General features: G+C 72.6%; 13 protein-coding genes. 8 read left to right on the forward strand and 5 right to left on the reverse strand.

Annotation, left to right across the window (positions count from 1 at the left end):
- Window positions 1–137 precede the first annotated feature (137 nt).
- On the forward strand, window positions 138–2,774 hold the full coding sequence (glgP, locus tag ACFWP3_RS31845; protein ID WP_384227962.1) for an alpha-glucan family phosphorylase: 2,637 nt from the start codon (window positions 138–140) through the stop codon (window positions 2,772–2,774).
- A 196-nt stretch (window positions 2,775–2,970) separates the two neighbouring features.
- Window positions 2,971–3,786 carry a hypothetical protein gene (locus ACFWP3_RS31850; RefSeq protein ID WP_384227964.1) on the forward strand — a complete coding sequence of 272 codons (816 nt, stop codon included), beginning with the start codon at window positions 2,971–2,973 and terminating at the stop codon, window positions 3,784–3,786.
- Between the two features lie 16 nt (window positions 3,787–3,802).
- Here ACFWP3_RS31850 and ACFWP3_RS31855 read toward each other — a convergent pair whose 3' ends face one another.
- Together ACFWP3_RS31855 and ACFWP3_RS31860 are read right to left on the reverse strand one after the other, a co-directional pair.
- The gene (locus ACFWP3_RS31855) at window positions 3,803–5,308 is read right to left on the reverse strand and encodes a nitronate monooxygenase (protein WP_384227966.1); all 1,506 of its coding nucleotides are present in this window, start codon (window positions 5,306–5,308) and stop codon (window positions 3,803–3,805) included.
- Between the two features lie 230 nt (window positions 5,309–5,538).
- Complete coding sequence (locus ACFWP3_RS31860; RefSeq protein WP_384227968.1) at window positions 5,539–7,806, reverse strand: M4 family metallopeptidase; 2,268 nt, start codon at window positions 7,804–7,806, stop codon at window positions 5,539–5,541.
- Window positions 7,807–8,187: 381 nt separating this feature from the next.
- On the opposite strand from ACFWP3_RS31860, the gene ACFWP3_RS31865 reads away from it, so the two are divergent.
- The gene (locus ACFWP3_RS31865; protein WP_384227970.1) at window positions 8,188–9,663 is read left to right on the forward strand and encodes a sugar transferase; all 1,476 of its coding nucleotides are present in this window, start codon (window positions 8,188–8,190) and stop codon (window positions 9,661–9,663) included.
- An 11-nt stretch (window positions 9,664–9,674) separates the two neighbouring features.
- Here ACFWP3_RS31865 and ACFWP3_RS31870 read toward each other — a convergent pair whose 3' ends face one another.
- Window positions 9,675–10,631, reverse strand: a complete 957-nt coding sequence (locus ACFWP3_RS31870; protein ID WP_384227972.1) for a GDP-L-fucose synthase family protein — start codon at window positions 10,629–10,631, stop codon at window positions 9,675–9,677.
- Window positions 10,632–10,897: 266 nt separating this feature from the next.
- Between ACFWP3_RS31870 and gmd the strand changes: the two genes are divergently transcribed.
- The 4 genes from gmd to ACFWP3_RS31890 all read left to right on the forward strand — a co-directional run bounded on the left by gmd (window position 10,898) and on the right by ACFWP3_RS31890 (window position 16,033).
- Window positions 10,898–11,911 carry a GDP-mannose 4,6-dehydratase gene (gene gmd, locus ACFWP3_RS31875; RefSeq protein WP_384227974.1) on the forward strand — a complete coding sequence of 338 codons (1,014 nt, stop codon included), beginning with the start codon at window positions 10,898–10,900 and terminating at the stop codon, window positions 11,909–11,911.
- Window positions 11,912–12,155: 244 nt separating this feature from the next.
- Window positions 12,156–14,930 (forward strand): LamG-like jellyroll fold domain-containing protein, encoded by a 2,775-nt coding sequence (locus ACFWP3_RS31880; RefSeq protein WP_384227976.1) that lies wholly within the window; start codon window positions 12,156–12,158, stop codon window positions 14,928–14,930.
- Window positions 14,931–15,016: 86 nt separating this feature from the next.
- A complete protein-coding gene (locus tag ACFWP3_RS31885) occupies window positions 15,017–15,694 on the forward strand; it encodes a hypothetical protein (RefSeq protein WP_384227978.1) in 678 nt (225 codons plus the stop codon).
- Window positions 15,695–15,820: 126 nt separating this feature from the next.
- On the forward strand, window positions 15,821–16,033 hold the full coding sequence (locus tag ACFWP3_RS31890; protein WP_069922018.1) for a hypothetical protein: 213 nt from the start codon (window positions 15,821–15,823) through the stop codon (window positions 16,031–16,033).
- 15 nt (window positions 16,034–16,048) lie between these two features.
- Here the strand turns inward: ACFWP3_RS31890 and ACFWP3_RS31895 are convergent, their stop codons facing one another.
- A complete protein-coding gene (locus tag ACFWP3_RS31895; RefSeq protein ID WP_384227981.1) occupies window positions 16,049–17,170 on the reverse strand; it encodes a glycosyltransferase in 1,122 nt (373 codons plus the stop codon).
- Window positions 17,167–17,706: a WcaF family extracellular polysaccharide biosynthesis acetyltransferase gene (locus ACFWP3_RS31900; RefSeq protein WP_384227983.1), complete on the reverse strand. Its 540-nt coding sequence runs from the start codon at window positions 17,704–17,706 to the stop codon at window positions 17,167–17,169. Before ACFWP3_RS31900 ends, ACFWP3_RS31895 begins: the two co-directional genes overlap by 4 nt.
- Before the next feature lie 108 nt (window positions 17,707–17,814).
- Here ACFWP3_RS31900 and ACFWP3_RS31905 point away from each other — a divergent pair, with 108 nt between their 5' ends.
- Window positions 17,815–19,314 carry a hypothetical protein gene (locus ACFWP3_RS31905; protein WP_384227987.1) on the forward strand — a complete coding sequence of 500 codons (1,500 nt, stop codon included), beginning with the start codon at window positions 17,815–17,817 and terminating at the stop codon, window positions 19,312–19,314.
- The last annotated feature ends 112 nt before the right edge of the window (window positions 19,315–19,426 follow it).

The following is a 19,426-nucleotide window of genomic DNA, read 5'->3' on the forward strand; positions in this document are numbered from 1 at the left end:
CGCCCGAAGGGGGCGCGGGCCGGCCCGGGCGCCATGGCCCCGGAGGCGGGGGCGGCGCTAGCCTTCCGGGGGTGATGCGCGGATGCACAGCGTGGTGCGGCCGCTCCGATCCGCAATCCCCTGCGAAGGTGGAACGTGTGAAGGCTATCCGTCGATTCACCGTGCGCCCCGTCCTTCCCGAGACCCTGCTGCCGCTCACCGACCTCGCGCGCAACCTGCGCTGGTCGTGGCACGCCGAAACCCGCGAACTCTTCCAATCCGTCGACCCCGAGGGCTGGCAGGCCGCCGGCGGCGATCCCGTCCGGCTGCTCGGCGCCGTGTCCGCCGCCCGCCTCGCGGAGCTCGCCGGCGACCGCCGCTTCCTGCGGCGGCTCGCCGTAGCGGCCGCCGACCTCGATGACTACGTCAACGGCGGGAGGTGGTACCAGAGCCGGGAGAACGGCGCGGAACTGCCCGCCGGCATCGCCTATTTCTCCCCCGAGTTCGGCATCACCGCCGCCCTGCCCCAGTACTCCGGCGGCCTCGGCATCCTCGCCGGGGACCACCTGAAGGCCGCCAGCGACCTGGGCGTCCCGCTCATCGGCGTGGGACTGCTCTACCGGCACGGCTACTTCCGCCAGTCGCTCTCGCGCGACGGCTGGCAGCAGGAGCACTATCCCGTCCTCGACCCCAACGAACTCCCGCTCGCCCTGCTCCGCCAGGACGACGGCTCCCCGGCCCGCGTCGGCCTGACCCTCCCCGGCGGACGCGCCCTGCACGCGCACATCTGGCAGGCCCGCGTCGGCCGCGTCCCGCTGCTGCTCCTGGACTCCGACGTCGAGGACAACGACGCCCCCGCCCGCGAGGTGACCGACCGGCTCTACGGCGGCGGCAGCGACCACCGGCTGCTCCAGGAGATGCTCCTGGGCATCGGCGGGGTCCGGGCCGTGCGCACGTACTGCGCGATCACCGGGCACCCCGACCCCGAGGTGTTCCACACCAACGAGGGACACGCCGGCTTCCTGGGGCTGGAGCGCATAAGGGAACTGGAGCGGGAGCAGGGGCTCGGCTTCGACGCCGCCGTCGAGGCGGTGCGCGCCGGGACCGTGTTCACCACGCACACCCCCGTCCCGGCCGGCATCGACCGCTTCGAGCGGGCCTTGGTGGCCCGGCACTTCGGCGAGGGCGGCGAGCTGTCCGGCGTCCCCGTCGAGCGGATCCTGGAGCTGGGCGCCGAGAACTACCCCGGCGGCGACCCCGGCGTGTTCAACATGGCCGTCATGGGACTGCGCCTGGCGCAGCGCGCCAACGGCGTGTCCACCCTGCACGGCGCCGTCAGCCGGGAGATGTTCGCCGGCCTGTGGCCCGGCTTCGACCCGTCCGACGTGCCCATCACCTCCGTCACCAACGGGGTCCACGCCCCCACCTGGGTGGCCCCGGAGGTCGTCCGGCTGGGCGCCCGCCAGATCGGTGCCGGGCGGACCGAGGACGCGCTGTCCGTCGGCGGCTCCACCCGCTGGGACGCCGTCGCCGACATCCCGGACCAGGACGTGTGGGACCTGCGCCGGGTGCTGCGCGAGCAGCTGGTCCAGGAGGTGCGGGACCGGCTGCGGGCCTCCTGGCTCCAGCGCGGGGCGGCCGACGCCGAACTGGGCTGGGTGGACTCCGTGCTCGACCCGGACGTGCTCACCATCGGCTTCGCCCGCCGCGTGCCCTCGTACAAGCGGCTCACGCTGATGCTGCGGGACCCGGACCGGCTGCGCAGGCTGCTGCTCGACCCGGACCGGCCGGTGCAGATCGTGGTCGCGGGCAAGGCGCACCCGGCGGACGACGGCGGCAAGCGGCTCGTGCAGGAGCTGGTGCGCTTCTCGGACGACCCCCGGGTGCGCCACCGCATCGTCTTCCTGCCCGACTACGGCATGGCCATGGCGCAGAAGCTCTACCCGGGCTGCGACGTCTGGCTGAACAACCCGCTGCGGCCGCTCGAGGCGTGCGGCACCAGCGGGATGAAGGCCGCCCTGAACGGCTGCCTCAACCTGTCCGTGCTGGACGGGTGGTGGGACGAGTGGTTCGAGCCGGACTTCGGCTGGGCCATCCCCACCGCCGACGGGATCGGCACCGACGAGGAACGGCGCGACGACCTGGAGGCCAACGCCCTCTACGAGCTGATCGAGGGCCGGGTCGCCCCCCGGTTCTACGACCGGGTCGGGCGCACCGGGCTTCCGGTGCGGTGGATCGAGATGGTCCGGCGCACGCTGGTCTCGCTCGGGCCGAAGGTGCTCGCGGGGCGGATGGTGCGCGAGTACGTGGAACGGCTCTACGCCCCGGCCGCGCGCGCCCACCGCGCCCTCGGCCCCGAGGCGGCGCGCGACCTCGCCTGGTGGAAGGGCCGGGTCCGGGCGGCCTGGCCGAGGGTCGGCGTCGAGCACGTCGAGGCCCTCGCCGCGGCCCCGGTCAACGGCACGGCCGAGCTGGGGGCCACCCTCACGCTGCGCGTGCACGTGTCGCTGGACGCGCTGCTGCCGGAGGACGTGGAGGTGCAGGCCGTCGCCGGGCGGGTGGACCCGCAGGACGTGATCCGCGACGGGCGGACCTTCCCGCTCAAGCCGGCCGCCGGGCCGGACCTGGAGGGGCGGTGGGTGTACGAGGGCCCGCTCGCCCTCGACCGCACGGGGCCCTTCGGCTACACGGTCCGCATCCTGCCGGCGCACCCGCTGCTGGCGAGCCCGGCCGAGCTGGGGCTGGTCGCGGCCCCGGTGGACACGGACGCGGGGGGCGGCGTACTCCTGCGGTGACGCGGGCCCCCGGAGCGGGGACGGGCGGCGGATCCACCTCGCCGCCCGTCCCCCCTGCCGGGCTGCCCGGGTGAACCTGGGACGTGCCGGGCCTGTCGAATCGTTTTTGCATACTGGTCGGCTTTTACGCTGCCCGGGGATGGCACCGGACGCCACCGGACCCTGCATCCGCAGACCCGAGGAACGGACTTCCCCCATGAGTCTTCGCACCACCGCCGCCGTGTTCGCCGGCGCGCTCGCGTTCGCCCTGCCCACCGCCGGTCCGGCGCTCGCCGATGACGACGGCGGGCGCGGTCTCGGCACGCTGCACTACCGGTTCATCGAGGAGAACGGCGGCGAGCGGCGCTCGCAGATCCGTCCCGCGGACAACGACACCTGCTACCTGCTGACCGACACCTCGAGCAACGCGCCCGCGATCGACGTGGTCAACCGGACGAGATCGCGGGCCTACCTGTACGACAACCGCGGCTGCGCCGGCCGGGCGGAGCGCGTCCTGGAGCCGGGCCAGCGGGCGCGGAACGTCTCGGTCATCGCGGTCTACTTCAAGCCGGTCGGGGGCCGCGGCGAAGGCGGCGGCGGGGGAGGCGGCGGGGACTGGAACGGCGGGGGCGGAGGCGGCGGGGACTGGAACGGCGGAGGCGGTGCCGGGGGCGGCGACGGCCGTGAGGACCAGGGCCGCGGCGAGCAGGGCACCGGTGATCAGGGCCGGGGCGAGCAGGGCGGCGAGGGCGGCGGCAACGGGGGCCAGGGCGGCCGCGGCGAGACCGGCCGCGGCGAGACCGGCCGCGGCGAGACCGGCCGCGGGGATGCCGGCCGCGGGGATGCCGGCCGCGGTGACGCCGCAAGCGGTGAGACCGGACGCCAGGACGGGGCCGCCGACGGCGGCACCGACGCGGACACCGGGACCGACACCGGGGTCGACACCGGCACCGACACCGGCACCGGTACCGACGGGCGGGCCGCGTCGGCCGAAGGGGACCTGTTCACCGACATCTTCCGCTCGATCGGCTGACGCCCGCGCCCGTCCCTCAGCCGTGCGCCGCCGGGCCCGCCCCGGCCGCCAGCCACCGCACCACATCGGCCGCGGTGTAGGGCGCGGCGTCCGGGGAGAGCCCCGCCAGGAACGACAGGTCCTTGCCGATCGTCACCAGCGGGGCCTCGACCCGGCCGCCCGGCCGCCGCTGGGCGAGGCCGATCGTGGCCAGCAGGCCGTTGCACAGGCACAGCCGGCCCTGCGCGTCGGCCGGGTCCCCGCCCTTGCGGACGTACGCCGCGACCGGCTCCGCGGCGCACCGGTAGGCAAGCCCGCGGGAGCCCCGTACCGGCGTGCGCAGGAAGCCCAGGTCGCACACCCGGCGCCGGGCCGCGGCCACCTCGGGGTCCGAGACCGTGCCCGGCAGCTCGGCCACCTTGAAGGGGAAGGACGTCGGCGAGGCCTCGGGGTCGTTGCGGACGTTGAGGGTGCCGTCGTGGGCCCGGGAGCGCAGTTCGTCGCGCAGGTGGGGGGCCATTCCCGACTCCTCGCACAGGGCGAAGGCGCTGCCGATCTGCACCCCCGCCGCCCCCTGGGCCCGGGCCGCGGCCACCGCCGCCGGGCTGGCCTGGCCTCCGGCGAGCCAGAACGGCAGCCCGAGCGCCGCCATCTTGGCGAGATCGGGATGGTCGCGCGGGCCGTACACCGGCTCGCCGTCCTCGTCGAGCCGCATCGGCCCGCGCGGCGGGGCGCTGTGGCCGCCCGCCCCGCTGGTCTCGATCACGAAACCGTCGGGGCGGGTGGCCTCGTCCCGGGCCAGATAGGCCGCCAGCACCGGGAGCGACACGATGGCCAGCACGGCGGGGCGGCGCAGCGGGGCCGGCGTCCGGCCGGCGAGCAGGACGGCCGGGTCGAAGGGGTGGTCGAGCGGCTGCTCGTCGCCCTCCACGCTGATCCGGGTCACGCAGGGTTCGTACCGCGCCAGCCGCGAGGCGAGGGCCGGGATCTGACCGGGGACTCCCGCGCCCACGAGCACGTGGTCGACGCCTGCCAGGATCGCGCCGAACATCGCGGGGGCGGTGGCCAGCTGGATCTTCTCCAGGTAGTTGATGCCGACGACGCCATCGTGTCCCTCCTTCGCGAGCCAGACCTCGGCGAAGTTGCCGAGGACGGTGAGGATCTCGGCCGGGGCCCCGCCGGCCGCCCGCAGCCGCGGGGTGCTCCGCATCGGGGCGCCCTCGTCGAGGCCCTCGGGGCGGAAGTAGCGGTCCAGGGCGGCCTGCGCCAGCTCGGGGAAGGGGAAGGCCGCCAGGGCGCGCCGGGCGTGTCCGCCCGGGTCGCCGGTCTGCAGGACACGGGCGAGTACGACGTCCAGGGCGGTGCCGGAGACCACGCCGAGCTGGCCCTCCCGGGACACGGCCCGGGCCAGCCGCCAGCCCGACACCCCGACGCCCATGCCGCCCTGGATCAGCCAGGGGTGCCGCGCGGCGGGAGCGGGCGGGGCGGACGGGGCGGCTTGTGAGGGCGGGGCGGGCTGAGCGGTCGAAGGGAGCTGCGGCATGGGGGCACGTCCGTCATCGCTGGGTCACCCGAACCTACGGTTGCGTAGGTTCGCTGGTCCCAGTCTCCCCGTGCGAGGGCTCGCGGACCGGCGCCGAAGGTCCCCTGCCCGGGGGCAGGTGGTCCCGGCGGGGCACGGTCCAATGGAACAGGGCCGCCCGGGGAGGTCTTCTCCCGGGCGGCCCCGTGGTCATGCGGTGTCAGCAGGCGCCGACCTCACCCCGGTGGGGGTCAGAAGGTGAGCTTCCAGCTGTTGATGTAGCCGGTGTCCAGGCTGGCCAGGTCGGCGACCCGCAGCTTCCACACACCCTGGGCGACCTCGGAGGAGGCGTTCACGGTGAAGGACTGGACGATGTTGTCCGCGCTGCCGCCGGTGCGGTTGCGCAGGTTGTAGACGGTGCCGTCGGGGGCGACCAGGTCGACCTTGAGGTCACCGACGTAGGTGTGGACGATGTTGACGTCCACCTTGAGGGTGCTCGGGGCGTTGCCCGTGCGGGTCACCGTGATCGGGGACTCGACCGTCGCGTTGTCCGCGATCTGGTAGTCGGCCAGGTTCTCGAACACGTTCTGCTGGCTGGTGCCGACCGTCCAGGTGAAGGACGCCGTACCGGTCTGGTTCTGCGAGTCGGTCACCGTGACGGTCACGTTGGACGTGCCCGCGGTGGTGGCCGTGCCCGAGATCAGGCCGGTGGAGGAGTTGATCGACAGGCCGGCCGGCAGGCCGGTCGCCGCGTAGCTCAGCGCACCCGGGTTCGTGCTGGTGGCCTGGACCTGCAGGCTGACAGCGGTGTTGATCTGGGTGTTCTGGTTGGCGATCGGGCTGACCGAGACGCCGTTGACGATGCGGGCGCCGACGGCGACGCCGGCCCAGGCGTTGGCCACGTTGTTGTAGATCGTGGAGCCCTGGCCATAGAGGTCGGCGGCGGCCTTCAGCGTCTGCACGCGGGCGTCGGCGTAGTTGGTGTTCGACTTGAAGTAGCCGACCGTCAGCGCGCGGAACCAGATCTTCGAGGCGGCGTCGCGGCCGATCGCGGTGACGGGCAGGCCGTCCGCGGTCGGCGAGTCGTAGCTCACGCCGTTGACGACCTTGGCGCCCGAGCCCTCGGAGGCCAGGTAGTACCAGTGGTTGGCCGGGCCCGAGGAGTAGTGGACGTCGATGGAGCCGATGCCCGAGTACCAGTTGTCCTTGGACGAGCCGTCCCTGCTGGGCTTGTCCATGTAGCGCAGCGGGGTGCCGTTGCCGCGGATGTCGATCTTCTCGCCGACCAGGTAGTCGCCGACGTCCTGCGGGTTGTTGGCGTAGAACTCGACGGCCGCCGCCATGATGTCGGAGGTCGCCTCGTTCAGGCCGCCGGGCTCACCGCTGTAGGTCATGTTGCCGGTGACCGAGGTGAGGCCGTGGGTCATCTCGTGCGCGGCCACGTCGGTGGAGGTGAGCGGCTTGGCGTTGCCGTCACCGTCGCCGTACGTCATGCAGAAGCAGGAGTCCTGCCAGAAGGCGTTCACGTAGTTGTTGCCGTAGTGGACGCGGGTGTACGGGGAGACCCCGTCGTTGCGCAGGCCGTTGCGGCCGTGCACGTTCTTGAAGTAGTCCCACGTGACCGCGGCGCCGTAGTGGGCGTCGGCGGCGGCCGTCTCCAGGTTGGCCGGCTGGCCGTTGCCCCAGATGTCGTCCGGGCCGGAGAAGAGCGTGCCGGTGCCGGAGGTGCCCCGGTTGAGGTTGTAGGTCTTGTGGTTGCCGCGGGCGGCGTCGGTCAGGTTCCAGTTGCTGCCCGACTGCGAGGTCCCGAGGGTCACCTGACCGCTGTACATGGTGTTGCCGGTGCCGGTCTCGACGGCCTGCCACTCGGTGATCTTGGCGCCGGTCTTGGCGTTGGTCACCACGTGCAGCTCGTTCGGCGTGCCGTCGTGCTGGAGTCCGCCGACGACGGTCTCGAACGCGAGGACCGGAACACCCTCGGCGGCCCAGATCACCTTGCGGGCGCTCTTGGAGGGCTTCGCCTCCTTGGAGCCCTCGGCGTTCGCGGCGGAGACCGCCTGGCTCTCCGCGGCGGCCGGGGTCACCGAGGCCGTGGTGTCGGCGACCTTGATCTCGTGCTGGGTGGCCTTGGTCACGCTCTTGGTGACGCCGCCCTTGGCGTGGACCGTCAGGTCGCCGCCGAGGACGGGCAGACCGTCGTAGGTCCGCTCGTAGGTGGTGTGCGTGGTGCCGTCCGCATCCTGGACGACATCGCGGACGACCAGCTTCTCGCCGCCGCCGAGGCCGAGGGCCTTGGCCGCCTGCACGGTGGTGGAGTTCGCCTCGGCCAGGAGCGTCGCACGCTCCGAAGCGCTGAGTACGCGGTTGGCCGCGCCCGGGTTGGGCTGGGCGGCCGAGCGGGCCTGCGACGCGGTGGCGTCGGCGGTGGCGGTGCCGGACTGTATGCCTACGGCGAGCAGGGCTGCCGCGGCTACGAGCGCGCCGGCCGCGGTGGCACGCCTCTGGGGGGTGGACCTCAACGCAGACTCCTTCTGCAAGGGGGGTTCCGGACGGCTGGGTGGGCCTCCGGGCAGAACAGGGCTGGTGCGATGAACGGTCGAAGAGTGCCAGTTGCTCGCCACAATGTCAGGAGCGCGTCAAAAGGTTGGCCGGAAACGGTTCGTTCTTCGAAGAGACGTATCCGGTATCCGGACCATTCACCTTTGCGTGGGAGAGGGGGCTCCGATATTCGGAACGGCTGATACCGGTTGCTAACACTTGAGCAACAAGAGGTTGGGTTGCCCCAATACGCATTTACCGTACGGGTGTTTGTCGTACTGTTTCCCGGTGCGACAGTCGTCCGTTGCCCGGGGAAGCCATGGACGCTCGCCACTGTCATAGACCACGTGCCAGGGGGGCCCATGAGGCATGTCCATTTTCCGGCGCAAAGAGTGGCCGGGGCGGCCCGTGGGGCGGCGCTGCCCGCACGGCGCCACGGTGACAAGGCCCGCTGGTACCTGCCCGCCGCAGTGAGCGCCGACGTGCTCGGCGCCGCCGTGCCCGTGGGACTCGTCTTCGCCGCAGCGCAGCAGGTCCGGCCGCTGTACTGCGCGCTGGCCGCCGCCGTGGCGTGGACCGGGGTGCAGGCGCTGCGCCGGCGGTACACGGCCCGGGCGCTCGGGGAGTCCCGCGGAGTGCTGCCCGTGGTGCACGACTGGCTGATTCTGATCGGCGTGCTGGCAGTGGCCCGCGTGGTGACCGAGGAGGACACGCCCCGGCTGTCCGCTCTGGGGGCCCTGCTGCCCGCCCTGCTGATCACCGTAGCCTGCCACAAACTGACCTACCGCCACCTCTCCGCCGCCCGCCGCGAGGCCCACGCCGTCAGCCGGGTCCTGGTGGTGGGCGAGCCCGACGCGGCCGAGGACGTCATCGCGCACCTGGCCGCTCGCACCGACCACCCCTACGTGGTCGTCGGCGTGGTCCCGGTCGGCGCCGGCACCCTCACCAGCGGCGTTCCGGTCGCGGCCCGCCTGGACGCGGAGATGCCCCCGGCGCCGAACGGCGACTCGGCCGCCGTGCTCGGCGCCGTCCACAACCACCACGCCGACCTGGTGCTGGTCGCCCCCGGGGCGCGGATCGCGGGGGAGCGGCTGCGCCGGGTCGCCTGGGCCCTGCACGACGCCGGCCTGGAACTCGCCGTCTTCCCCGGTCTGGTGGAGGTCTCCGTCAAGCGGCTGGAGACCCTGTCCGCGGGCGGGCTCGCCGTGCTGCGGGTCGCGCCGCCGGTCAGCCGGGGCGTGCAGACCCTGCTCAAGTCGGTCCTGGACCGGGCCGGGGCGGCCGCGGGGCTGCTGCTGCTCGCCCCGTTCTTCCTCGGCATCGTCCTCGCCATACGTTTCGGCTCGCGCGGCCCCGCCTTCTACCGGCAGGAGCGCATCGGCCGCGACGGGGCGCCGTTCACCATGTGGAAGTTCCGCACCATGGTGGTGGACGCCGACGCCAGGAAGGCCGAGCTGGCCGGGCACAACGAGAACGACGGCCTGATGTTCAAGATGCGCCGCGACCCACGGGTGACCCGGGTGGGCCGACTGCTGCGCCGCACCTCCATGGACGAACTGCCGCAGCTGATCAACGTCCTGACCGGGCACATGTCGCTGGTAGGCCCGCGCCCCCCGCTGCCGGAGGAGGTGGCGAAGTACGACGAGGTCGAGCTGCGCCGGCTCACCGTGCGGCCCGGGATGACGGGGCTGTGGCAGATCAGCGGGCGGTCCGACCTGTCCTGGGACGAAACGATCCAGCTGGACCTGCAGTACGTCGACAACTGGTCCTTCACCAGTGACGTCGACGTGATGGGCCGTACGCTCCGCGCCGTCGTCGACGGCCGCGGAGCGTACTGAGGGCCTCCGTGTCAGCCGTTCCGCTGCTGCTCGCGAAGCCACCACGCGTAGGTGGCCGCGATGCCGTCCCGCAGCGGGACGGCGGGCTTCCAGCCGAGCGAGGTCAGCCGGCCCACGTCGAGCAGCTTGCGCGGGGTCCCGTCCGGCTTGGACGTGTCCCAGGCGAGCCGTCCCGCGAAGCCGGTCACCTCGGCGACGGTCTCGGCCAGCTCCCGGATCGTCAGGTCCTCGCCGCAGCCGATGTTGACGGGCTCGTCGCCGTCGTAGCCGTTCAGCAGCACCGCGCACGCGTCGGCGAGGTCGTCCACGTGCAGGAACTCGCGGCGCGGCGTGCCGCTGCCCCACAGCGTCACCTCGTCGCGGCCCTCGGCGGCGGCCTCGTGGAAGCGCCGGATGAGGGCGGGCAGCACGTGCGAGGACTCGAGGTCGAAGTTGTCGCCGGGGCCGTAGAGGTTCGTCGGCATGGCCGAGATGTACGAGGCCCCGTACTGCTTGCGGTACGACTGGACCTGGACGATGCCGGCGATCTTCGCCAGGGCGTAGGCCTCGTTGGTCGGCTCCAGCGGGCCGGTCAGCAGGGCCTCCTCGCGGATGGGCTGCGGGGCCAGCTTCGGGTAGATGCAGGACGACCCGAGGAACAGCAGCCGGCCCACGCCGGCGGCGTGGGCGCCGCCGATCACGCTGAGCTGGATCTGCAGGTTCTCCTCGAGGAACTGCACCGGGTACGTGCTGTTGGCCATGATCCCGCCGACCTTCGCGGCGGCCAGCACCACGGCGTCCGGGCGGACGTCCGCCAGGTACGCGGCGGTCGCGGCGGCATCCCGCAGATCGAGGTCGGCGCGGCCCCGGGTGAGCACCTCGTGCCCGTCGGCCGTGAGCCGGCGCGCGACCGCGGACCCCACGAGGCCGCGGTGGCCGGCGACGAAGACGCGGGCGTGCGGGGGCAGGAGCGGCATCGAACTTGTCATACCGCCGATGATGCCAGTCCGCCGCCGCGGGCACGGCAGCAGTCCGGGCCCGGCGGCCCGGACCCGGCCCGGACTTCGCCCGGAGCCCGCACCGGACCCCGCCCGGGGCCGTCGGCGCCGGGCGCGGGCGGACCCGGGCGCGGATGGGCGGAATGGCCGTGTACGGTACGCATCCAGCCTCCGGGACACCGGATCGGGCAGCCCCGGGCGGGCAGGGGAAGCACACGCCCGGCACAACGGAACACAACGCACCCCAGGGGGACCGCATGGGCAAGACCGCACTGATCACCGGCGTCACCGGGCAGGACGGCTCGTACCTCGCCGAGCTGCTGCTCTCCAAGGGCTACACGGTGCACGGGCTGGTGCGGCGCTCCTCCAGCTTCAACACCGAGCGGATCGACCACATCTACCAGGACCCGCAGACCGCCAACCGGTCCTTCGTCCTGCACCACGCCGACCTCTCCGACGGCGTGGCCCTGGTGAACCTGCTCCGTGAGATACGGCCCGACGAGGTCTACAACCTCGGCGCCCAGTCCCACGTCCGCGTCTCCTTCGACGCGCCCCTCTACACCGGCGACGTGACCGGCCTCGGCGCGCTGCGCCTGCTGGAGGCCATCCGGGCCAGCGGTGTCGACACCCGCATCTACCAGGCCTCGTCCTCCGAGATGTTCGGCGCCACCCCGCCCCCGCAGAACGAGGGCACCCCGTTCCACCCGCGCAGCCCCTACGGCGCCGCCAAGGTGTTCGCGTACTGGACCACGGTGAACTACCGCGAGGCGTACGACATGTTCGCCGTCAACGGGATCCTGTTCAACCACGAGTCCCCGCGCCGCGGCGAGACCTTCGTGACCCGCAAGATCACCCGTGCGGTCGCCCGCATCAAGGCCGGCCTCCAGGAGAAGCTCTACCTCGGCAACCTCGACGCGGTCCGCGACTGGGGCTACGCCCCCGAGTACGTGGACGCCATGTGGCGGATGCTCCAGCAGGACGAGCCCACCGACTACGTCGTCGCCACCGGGGTGGCCGCGACCGTCCGCGAGTTCGTCGAGGCCTCCTTCGCGCACGCGGGCCTCGACTGGAACGAGCACGTTCACTACGACCCCAAGTACGAGCGCCCCAGCGAGGTCGACGCGCTCATCGGCGACGCCTCCAAGGCGCATGACCTGCTCGGCTGGAAGCCGACGGTCCTGGTGTCCGAACTGGCCAAGATCATGGTCGACGCCGACATCCGCCAGGTCGAGGACCAACTGGCGGGCGTGACGGTCCGCATCGACCGCTGAGGCCTTATATTTCCCCTACGATTTGCCGTGTCACGGTCATACCCACAGGTCTGTGTGGGTGTGGCCGGGGTAAACCTGCCATATGTCCGTAGTGCACCCTCCATGCTGAACCTGTTGATTCCAACTTGGTATGCAATGGGTCAAGGAGGGTGACCGGGCCCTCGCGTGAGCCCTAGTCTGCGCCCGTACATATGGCTGTTCGGATAGTTCCAGCCATCAAACCGGGCTATGCCCTGGGGGGCTCATGCGTAGATCCAGAGGGCTGACTGCTGCCCTCGTCCTGTCACTGGCCGGTGCCGGCACCGGTATAGGCCTGGTGCTGATGCCGCAGGCGTCCGCCATCACGGCGCCAGTGGCCTTCACCGCCGACAGCCTGCCGACCTGGCAGCCCGACGGCATCGTGTTCGCGATGGCCCAGGCGAACGGCACCGTCTTCGCCGGCGGCACCTTCTCGGCCGTCCGCCCGCCCGACGGCGCCGCCGGCACCGAGCAGGAAGCCGTGAACTTCGCCGCGCTCGACGCCGCGACCGGCAACCCCACCTCGTGCAAGCTCGCCTTCACCGTGTCCGAAGGGACCGCGACGGTCCGCGCGCTCGAGGTCTCGAAGGACAAGAAGACCCTCTACGCGGGCGGCTACTTCGGCGCCGTCAACGGGACCCCGGTCTCCAGCCTCGCCGCGATCGACATCGCGAGCTGCACCCCCAAGGCAGCGTTCCACCCGGGCTTCCCCGCCACCGTGCGCGCCCTCGCCGTCACCGACGACACCCTGTACGCGGGCGGCGACTTCAACGCCGTCGACGGCCAGACCCGCGAGCGGTTCGCCGCGGTCGACGCCGCCTCCGGCGCGCTCAAGCCCTTCACGGCCAACGCCGACGAGCCCGGCCGCGCCATCGAGGTCAGCAACGACGGCAAGAACGTCCTGCTCGGCGGCGACTTCTTCTCCGTCAACAACTCCAACACGCACGCGCTTGCCGTCGTGAACGCCACCACCGGCGCCGTCACCAAGACGTACAGCAACATCCCGTCCAACTCCGTGGTCAAGGACATCTCGGCCGACGCGACGGGCTACTACACCGGCAGCGAGGGCTCCGGCGGCGGCGTCTTCGACGGCCGCATCGGCCTGAACACCGACTTCAGCGAGAAGTGGCGCGACCGCTGCCTCGGCGCCACCCAGTACGTGCTGCCCTACGACGGAGTGCTCTACAGCTCCTCGCACGCGCACGACTGCTCCACCGAGCTGGAGTTCCCCGACGGCAAGCGCCACTTCCTGCTGGCCCAGCCCACCGACCACACCGGCGCCGCCCCCGCGCCCGTGGGCGGCTTCGTGCGCGGCCCGGGCAAGCTCGGCTGGCACCCCACCTCCAACGACGGCCTCGGCGAGGGCATCGGCCCGCGCGTCATGGCCGTCGCGGAGAAGAGCGACGTCAAGTACATGTGGGTCGGCGGTGAGTTCACCCTCATCAACGGCAAGCCGCAGCAGGCCCTGACCCGCTTCGCCTCCACCGGCGACGTCGGCGCCCCGACCACCCCGGTGGCCAGCGTCGACAGCGTCAAGCCCGGCGAGGCCCAGGTCCGCTGGCGCACCAGCTACGACGCGGACGACAGCAAGCTGACCTACCGCATCTACCGCAACGGCTCGGCCACGCCCGCCGCCACGGTGAACGCGGACTCCCTGGAGTGGCAGCGCCGGCAGGCCTCCTGGACCGACACCACGGTCAAGGCCGGCCAGGCCTACAGCTACCGCGTGACCGCGACCGACGCGGCCGGCAACACCAGCGCCCTGTCGGCCAGCGTCTCCGTGACGGTCCCGACCGCGGTCCAGTCGTACCCGAACCAGGTCCGCGCCGACGGCGCCCAGCTGTACTGGCGCTTCGACGACACCGTCAGCCCGTACGTCGCCGACTCCTCGGCCGGCGGCAACACCAGCGGTGTCCAGCTCAACGCCCCCGCCCTGCGCCAGACCCCGGGCGCGGTCACCGGAGCCAGCACCGCGATGGGCTTCAACGGCACCAGCCAGAAGGTCTACAGCGACCACCGCCAGACCGTCGGCAGCACGTTCACCATCGAGACCTGGTTCAAGACGGGCACCACGCGCGGCGGCAAGCTGGTCGGCTTCGGCAGCAACACCGAGCGCTCCAGCGGCTCGTACGACAAGCACCTGTACATGACCAACACGGGCCGGCTGGTCTTCGGAGTCTCCAACGGCTCCGCCCAGACCGTCTCCACCGGCCTGTTCGACACGTACAACGACAACAAGTGGCACCACGTGGTCGGCACCCAGGGCCCCGGCGGCATCACCCTGTACGTGGACGGCCAGAAGAAGGACTCGTCGAACCGGACCGGCACGCAGACCTACGCGGGCTACTGGCACGTGGGCGGCGACAACCTCACCGGCTGGCCGACCCGCCCGACGAGCAACCTTTTCGCCGGGCAGATCGACGAGACGGCCATCTACCCGACGGCGCTGACCGAGGCCCAGGTCAAGAACCACTTCACCCTGGCCAAGGCCCCCACCGACTCGGTCTCCAAGGTCAACGCGACCGAGGACACCTACGTCAACCAGGGCGCCCCCGGCACCGCCTACGGCACGTCCACCTCGCTCGCGGTGCGCGGCACCTCGGCGTACGAGACGTACCTGCGCTTCAACATCCCGGCCGCCCCGGCCGGGCAGGTCCTGAAGTCCGCCGCCCTCCAGTTCAAGACCAACACGCAGACGGGCGCCGGCACCGCCGACACCGTCTCCGTGGTCCCGGTCACCGGCACCTGGACCGGCGCGGGCACGACCTTCACCAGCAAGCCCGCCCTCGGCACCACCCCGCTCGGCACCATCGCGGGCGTGCCGGACGGCTCGGCGGTCCACTCCGTGCCGCTGGACACCGCCGCGGTCTCCGCGGTGCTGGGCAACAGCTACAGCCTGGGCCTGACGAGCACGGGCACCGACCCGCTGTGGATCTGGTCCTCCGAGGCCACGGCCGCCGACGGCGTCCCGCAGCTGGTCCTCACCTTCGGCGCGAAGTAGCGACGAGCACATGGCGGGGCCCGGCCGGCACCACGTGGCCGGGCCCCGCACCCCTGTCCCACCCCAGTAAGCACGGGAGCCATCCGATGTACCGACGCTCCGCAGCGGCCGCTGTCCTGCTGACCGCCGCCCTGACGCTGACCGCCTGTTCCGGCGGGGGCAAGGCCGACTCCGGCGCGGAGGCGAAGGCGAAGCCCCCGGCCTCCTCGGCGGCCCCCGACCCGGCGGACAGCCCGGCGCCCTCGGCGCCCGCCCCCGACGCGAAGCCGACGGGCCCCGTCCTGCCCGACGCGAAGCTCACGCCGAAGACGGGCACCTTCACGGCGCAGGAGAAGAAGTACCTGAGCGGACGGGTCCCGGAGAAGATGGACCCGGCGGCCGTCCTGCAGTCCGGCCAGGAGGCCTGCCAGCGGGTGCAGTACACCGCGAAGCGGGACAAGGACGCGGCGACCGGGGCCGTCATCACCGGCGAGATCCCGGGCGCGAAGGACGCGATCACCCACCTGTGCCCGGACCAGAAGCCGATCCTCGCGGCCGCGGAGAAGGGCTTCCCCGAAGGCCCCCGCACCGCGCCCGCGGCCGGCACCTACCGCGCCCTGACGCAGGCCTCCACCTGCACGTGGGAGGCGAAGTCCAAGGACGGCTCGATCCTCGCCTCGGGCCCGGAGACCCCGCCCAACGCGGGCGACAAGATCACCGCCAAGATCCCCTCGGGCACCTCCGAGTTCACCTCCTCGGGCTGCTACGCCTGGATCCCGGCCTGACCCCGCCCACACACGAGAACGCCCCCTGCCGCCGAACCACCGGCCGCAGAGGGCGTTTTCCGTTGGAGGGCGGGGGTATTCGCGGGGCCGGAGTACGACGACAGCGAGCCTTCGGAGGCGAATGCTATGACCGGCCTTGGTGGCTGCATCGGTCTGATAGTGGTGGGAGCCATCCTGACTTTCGCCACCGACTGGGAGATGGAGAGCGTCAACCTCGACGTGGTCGGGCTGATCATGATGGGGGTCGGGCTCATCGGCCTCGCCGTGTACAGCAGCGTCCTCAAGCGCCGCCGTGCCATGGGCGCGCTCCCGGTCGTGGAACAGCGCCGCGACATCTGAGCCGCGGCGCCGCGCTCAGCGCTTCAGGGCCGCCTCGTACACCGGGAGCAGGGTGTCGAGGACCGCGTCCATCGAGAAGGACTCCACGGCCAGCTTGCGGGCCGCCGACGAGGCGGCGGCGTTGGCCGCGGGGTCGAGCAGGGACAGGACCGCCGAGGCCACGCCCGCCGGGCCCGGGTCGACCGCGCGGCCCGCGCCCGCGGCGGCGATGTCGCGGGCCAGGCCGTTGGAGTGGGTCACCACCGGGGGGACGCCCACCGCGAGGGCCTCGAGCACCGACATCGGGAACGGCTCGTCCACCGACGGCAGCACGTACACATGGGCCCGGCGCAGCTCCGCCAGCACCTCCGCACTGGACAGCGCCCCCGGGAGGGTGAAGCGGTCGGTGAGGCCGAGGGCCGTGACGCGGGCGCGTACGGCGGCCAGTTCGCCCTCGTCCGGGCCCGCCACCACGAACCGGGCGTCCGGATGCGCGGCCAGCACCGCCGGGGCCGCGTCCACGAAGTCCACCGGCCGCTTGCGGGCCTGCAGGCGCGCCGAGTACAGGATGCGCGGGGGACCGCTCGGAACGGGCCGCTCCTCCTGCGCCGGGGTGCCGTTGACCAGCCGGACCGCGCTCGCCGGCGGCGCGCCGCCGACCACCGCGTCCAGGCCCGACCGCTCGTGCGGGGTCAGGTACAGCACCGCGTCCGCCCCGCGCAGCAGCCGGCGTACGGCCACCGCGTCCAGCACCTTGGCCAGCAGCTTCTCGCTCGGGTCCACCATCCCGTGGGTCTGGAGCACCAGCGGCCGGCCGGCCCGCAGCGCCGCCAGGGCCACCGGCAGGGTCACCAGGTCCCGGGCCAGGTGCACGTGGACCAGGTCCGCGTCCCGCACCAGCCGCCCGGCCGAGGCCAGCAGCGCCGGCGAGGTCATCCCGCTGAAGCCCAGGGGGAGGATCCGCCGCGCCGGGAACAGCTTCGCCGGGACCCCCTCGACGTCCGTCGGCCACGGCTCGGGGAACCCCTCGCCCAGCGCGAGCAGCCGCGCCTCGTGACCCCGGGCCCGCAGCCCCTTCGCCAGGTTCAGCGCGACCCGTACCGGCCCGCCGAACGCGTGCGAGGGGGAGTGCAGGGTGACGGCGTGCAGGACTCTCACTTGGGCTCCTCCACCGGGCGACGGCGCCCGTCCTGGGTCTGCAGGGTCAGCTCGGGCAGGTCCTTGTGCACGACGGCGCCCGCGCCCGCGACCGCGCAGCGGCCCACGGTCACCCCGGCCAGCACGGTCGCCCGTACCGCCACCCACGCCCCGTCCTCGACGGTCACCGGCGCGTTGCGGTAGCGGAAGTCGGCGGCCCGGTGGTCGTGCGAGCCGGTGCACAGCATCGCCTCCTGCGAGAGGCACACGTGCGAACCGATCGTCACCGGCTCCAGGTTCAGCAGCCAGACGCCCTCGCCGATCCAGGTGTGGTCCCCGACGGTGAGCTTCCACGGCCACAGCACCCGCACCCGGTGCCGGATCAGCACACCCTCGCCGATCTTCGCCCCGAAGGCCCGCAACAGGGCCACCCGCAGTCGCGCCGGACAGAACCAGCTCATGAACAGCGTGTTCATCACGGCGAACCAGAGCGCCTGCGTCAGCAGCCCGCGCCCCTTGTCGTACCCGGCCAGCGTGAAGGCAGGAAGGTCACGCAACTGAAGCCCCGATCGTTCCACGCGAACGCGCCTCCCCTGGCGCGGCCCGCTCAGACTAGACTGCGCGCGGACCAGGCACATGGGGTGGGGGCGGCAGTGGCAACGGACATACGCAAGCCCCCCGTCACGCCCCCGCCGTCCCCCTTCGAGGACGAGTCCCTGTGGGGCCGGGTCACCACCCCGCGCACCCTGCTCTCCCGCGCGCTGTCCGTCCCGCTCGCCCTCGGCTTCACCGTCTTCCTGCCGCTGTTCGTCGCCGTCCAGACCGGCGCGGGCGCGCGCGACGCGGCGTTCTGGCTCCAGCTGCTGCTCACCATGTACGCGGGCGCCCGCCTCTCCGCGATGGTGCTCACCAGCCGCCGCAAGCTCCTCCAGGGCTCCTTCTGGCTGTTCGTCTACATGGCCATGGGCGTGGCCCCGCTCGCCCAGGCCGTCCTCGGCCAGGTCCCGACGCCCGTCGTCGGCCCGCGCTCCGACCTCACCGCCGCCATCGGGCTGGTGCTGCTCGGCTGCACCGCCTTCGACGTGGGCGTCCTGCTCGCCCGGCACCGGCCCGCCGGCCGTGCGGGCGGCTCCCAGAAGCAGTCGCGGCCGGTGATGACCCACCGGCGCCGGCTCCAACTGCTGACCGCCCTGTCCTTCCTGTGCAGCGCCGTCTTCGTGATGAAGCTGGGCGGCCCGGCGGTGTTCTTCTCCAGCCGCCAGGAGATCATCGCGGGCATCGAGGAGGCGGGCGTCTCCAACGGCGACGGGCAGGCCGGCCAGGCCCTGCTGCGCGGTTTCGGCACCGTGCCGGCGCTGCTGTCGCTGCTGCTGTACACGCGCTGGCTGATCACCTCGAAATTCGCCCGGCGCAAGGTGTCCATCATCGTCACCTGGTCGGCGCTCGCCCTGCTGAACCTGGTGGTCAACAACCCGATCTCGAACCCGCGCTACTGGTTCCTGACGGTCATGTTCGCGCTGCTCTTCACGGTCTTCCCGGTCAGCGCGGCGATGTACCGGGTGGCGCTGTCGATGGCCGTGATCGTCGCCCTGCTCGTCTTCCCGTTCGCGGACCGCTTCCGGTACGACGAGAAGAACTACAAGCCGGTCGAGACCACCTCCTTCCTCGAGCCGATGGCGCTCAAGGACTACGACCAGATCGGCATGTTCGCCAACACCATCACCTTCTCGGAGTCCGGCCCCGGGCACTTCTACGGGCGCCAGCTGGCCGGGTCGGTCCTGTTCGCGGTGCCGAGGTCGGTGTGGCCGGGGAAGCCGCGCGACACGGGCGTGATGGTCGGCCAGTGGATGGGCACGGTCAACACCAACCTCTCCTCGCCGATCTGGGCGGAGCTGTGGCTCGACTTCGGGCCGCTGGGGATGGGGGCCGGGCTGCTGGGCATGGGCTACGCGTCGGCCCGCGTCGACCGGCGCTATGCGAAGCGGGCCACGCGGAGGGCTCCGCCGGGGAGCCTGATCTCGGTGGTGGTCCCGCTGGTGGCGGGCTACTCCTTCATCCTGCTGCGGGGGCCGCTGCTGCAGGCGTCGGGGCGGGTGGCGATCGCGGCGCTGTGCCTGGCGCTGGTCGCCACGTACCGCCAGGACCGCACCACGACGCTGCGCTAGGCCTCGCGGTGTCCGTCTATCCGCCCCGCCGCTGCTGGGGCTCCGCCCCAGACCCCGCGCCTCAAACGCCGGCGGGGCTGGATTTGGCTGGTGCTGTCTGCCAGGTGCGAGT

The organism is Streptomyces sp. NPDC058525 (assembly GCF_042719495.1).
Classification (GTDB): Bacteria; Actinomycetota; Actinomycetes; order Streptomycetales; family Streptomycetaceae; genus Streptomyces.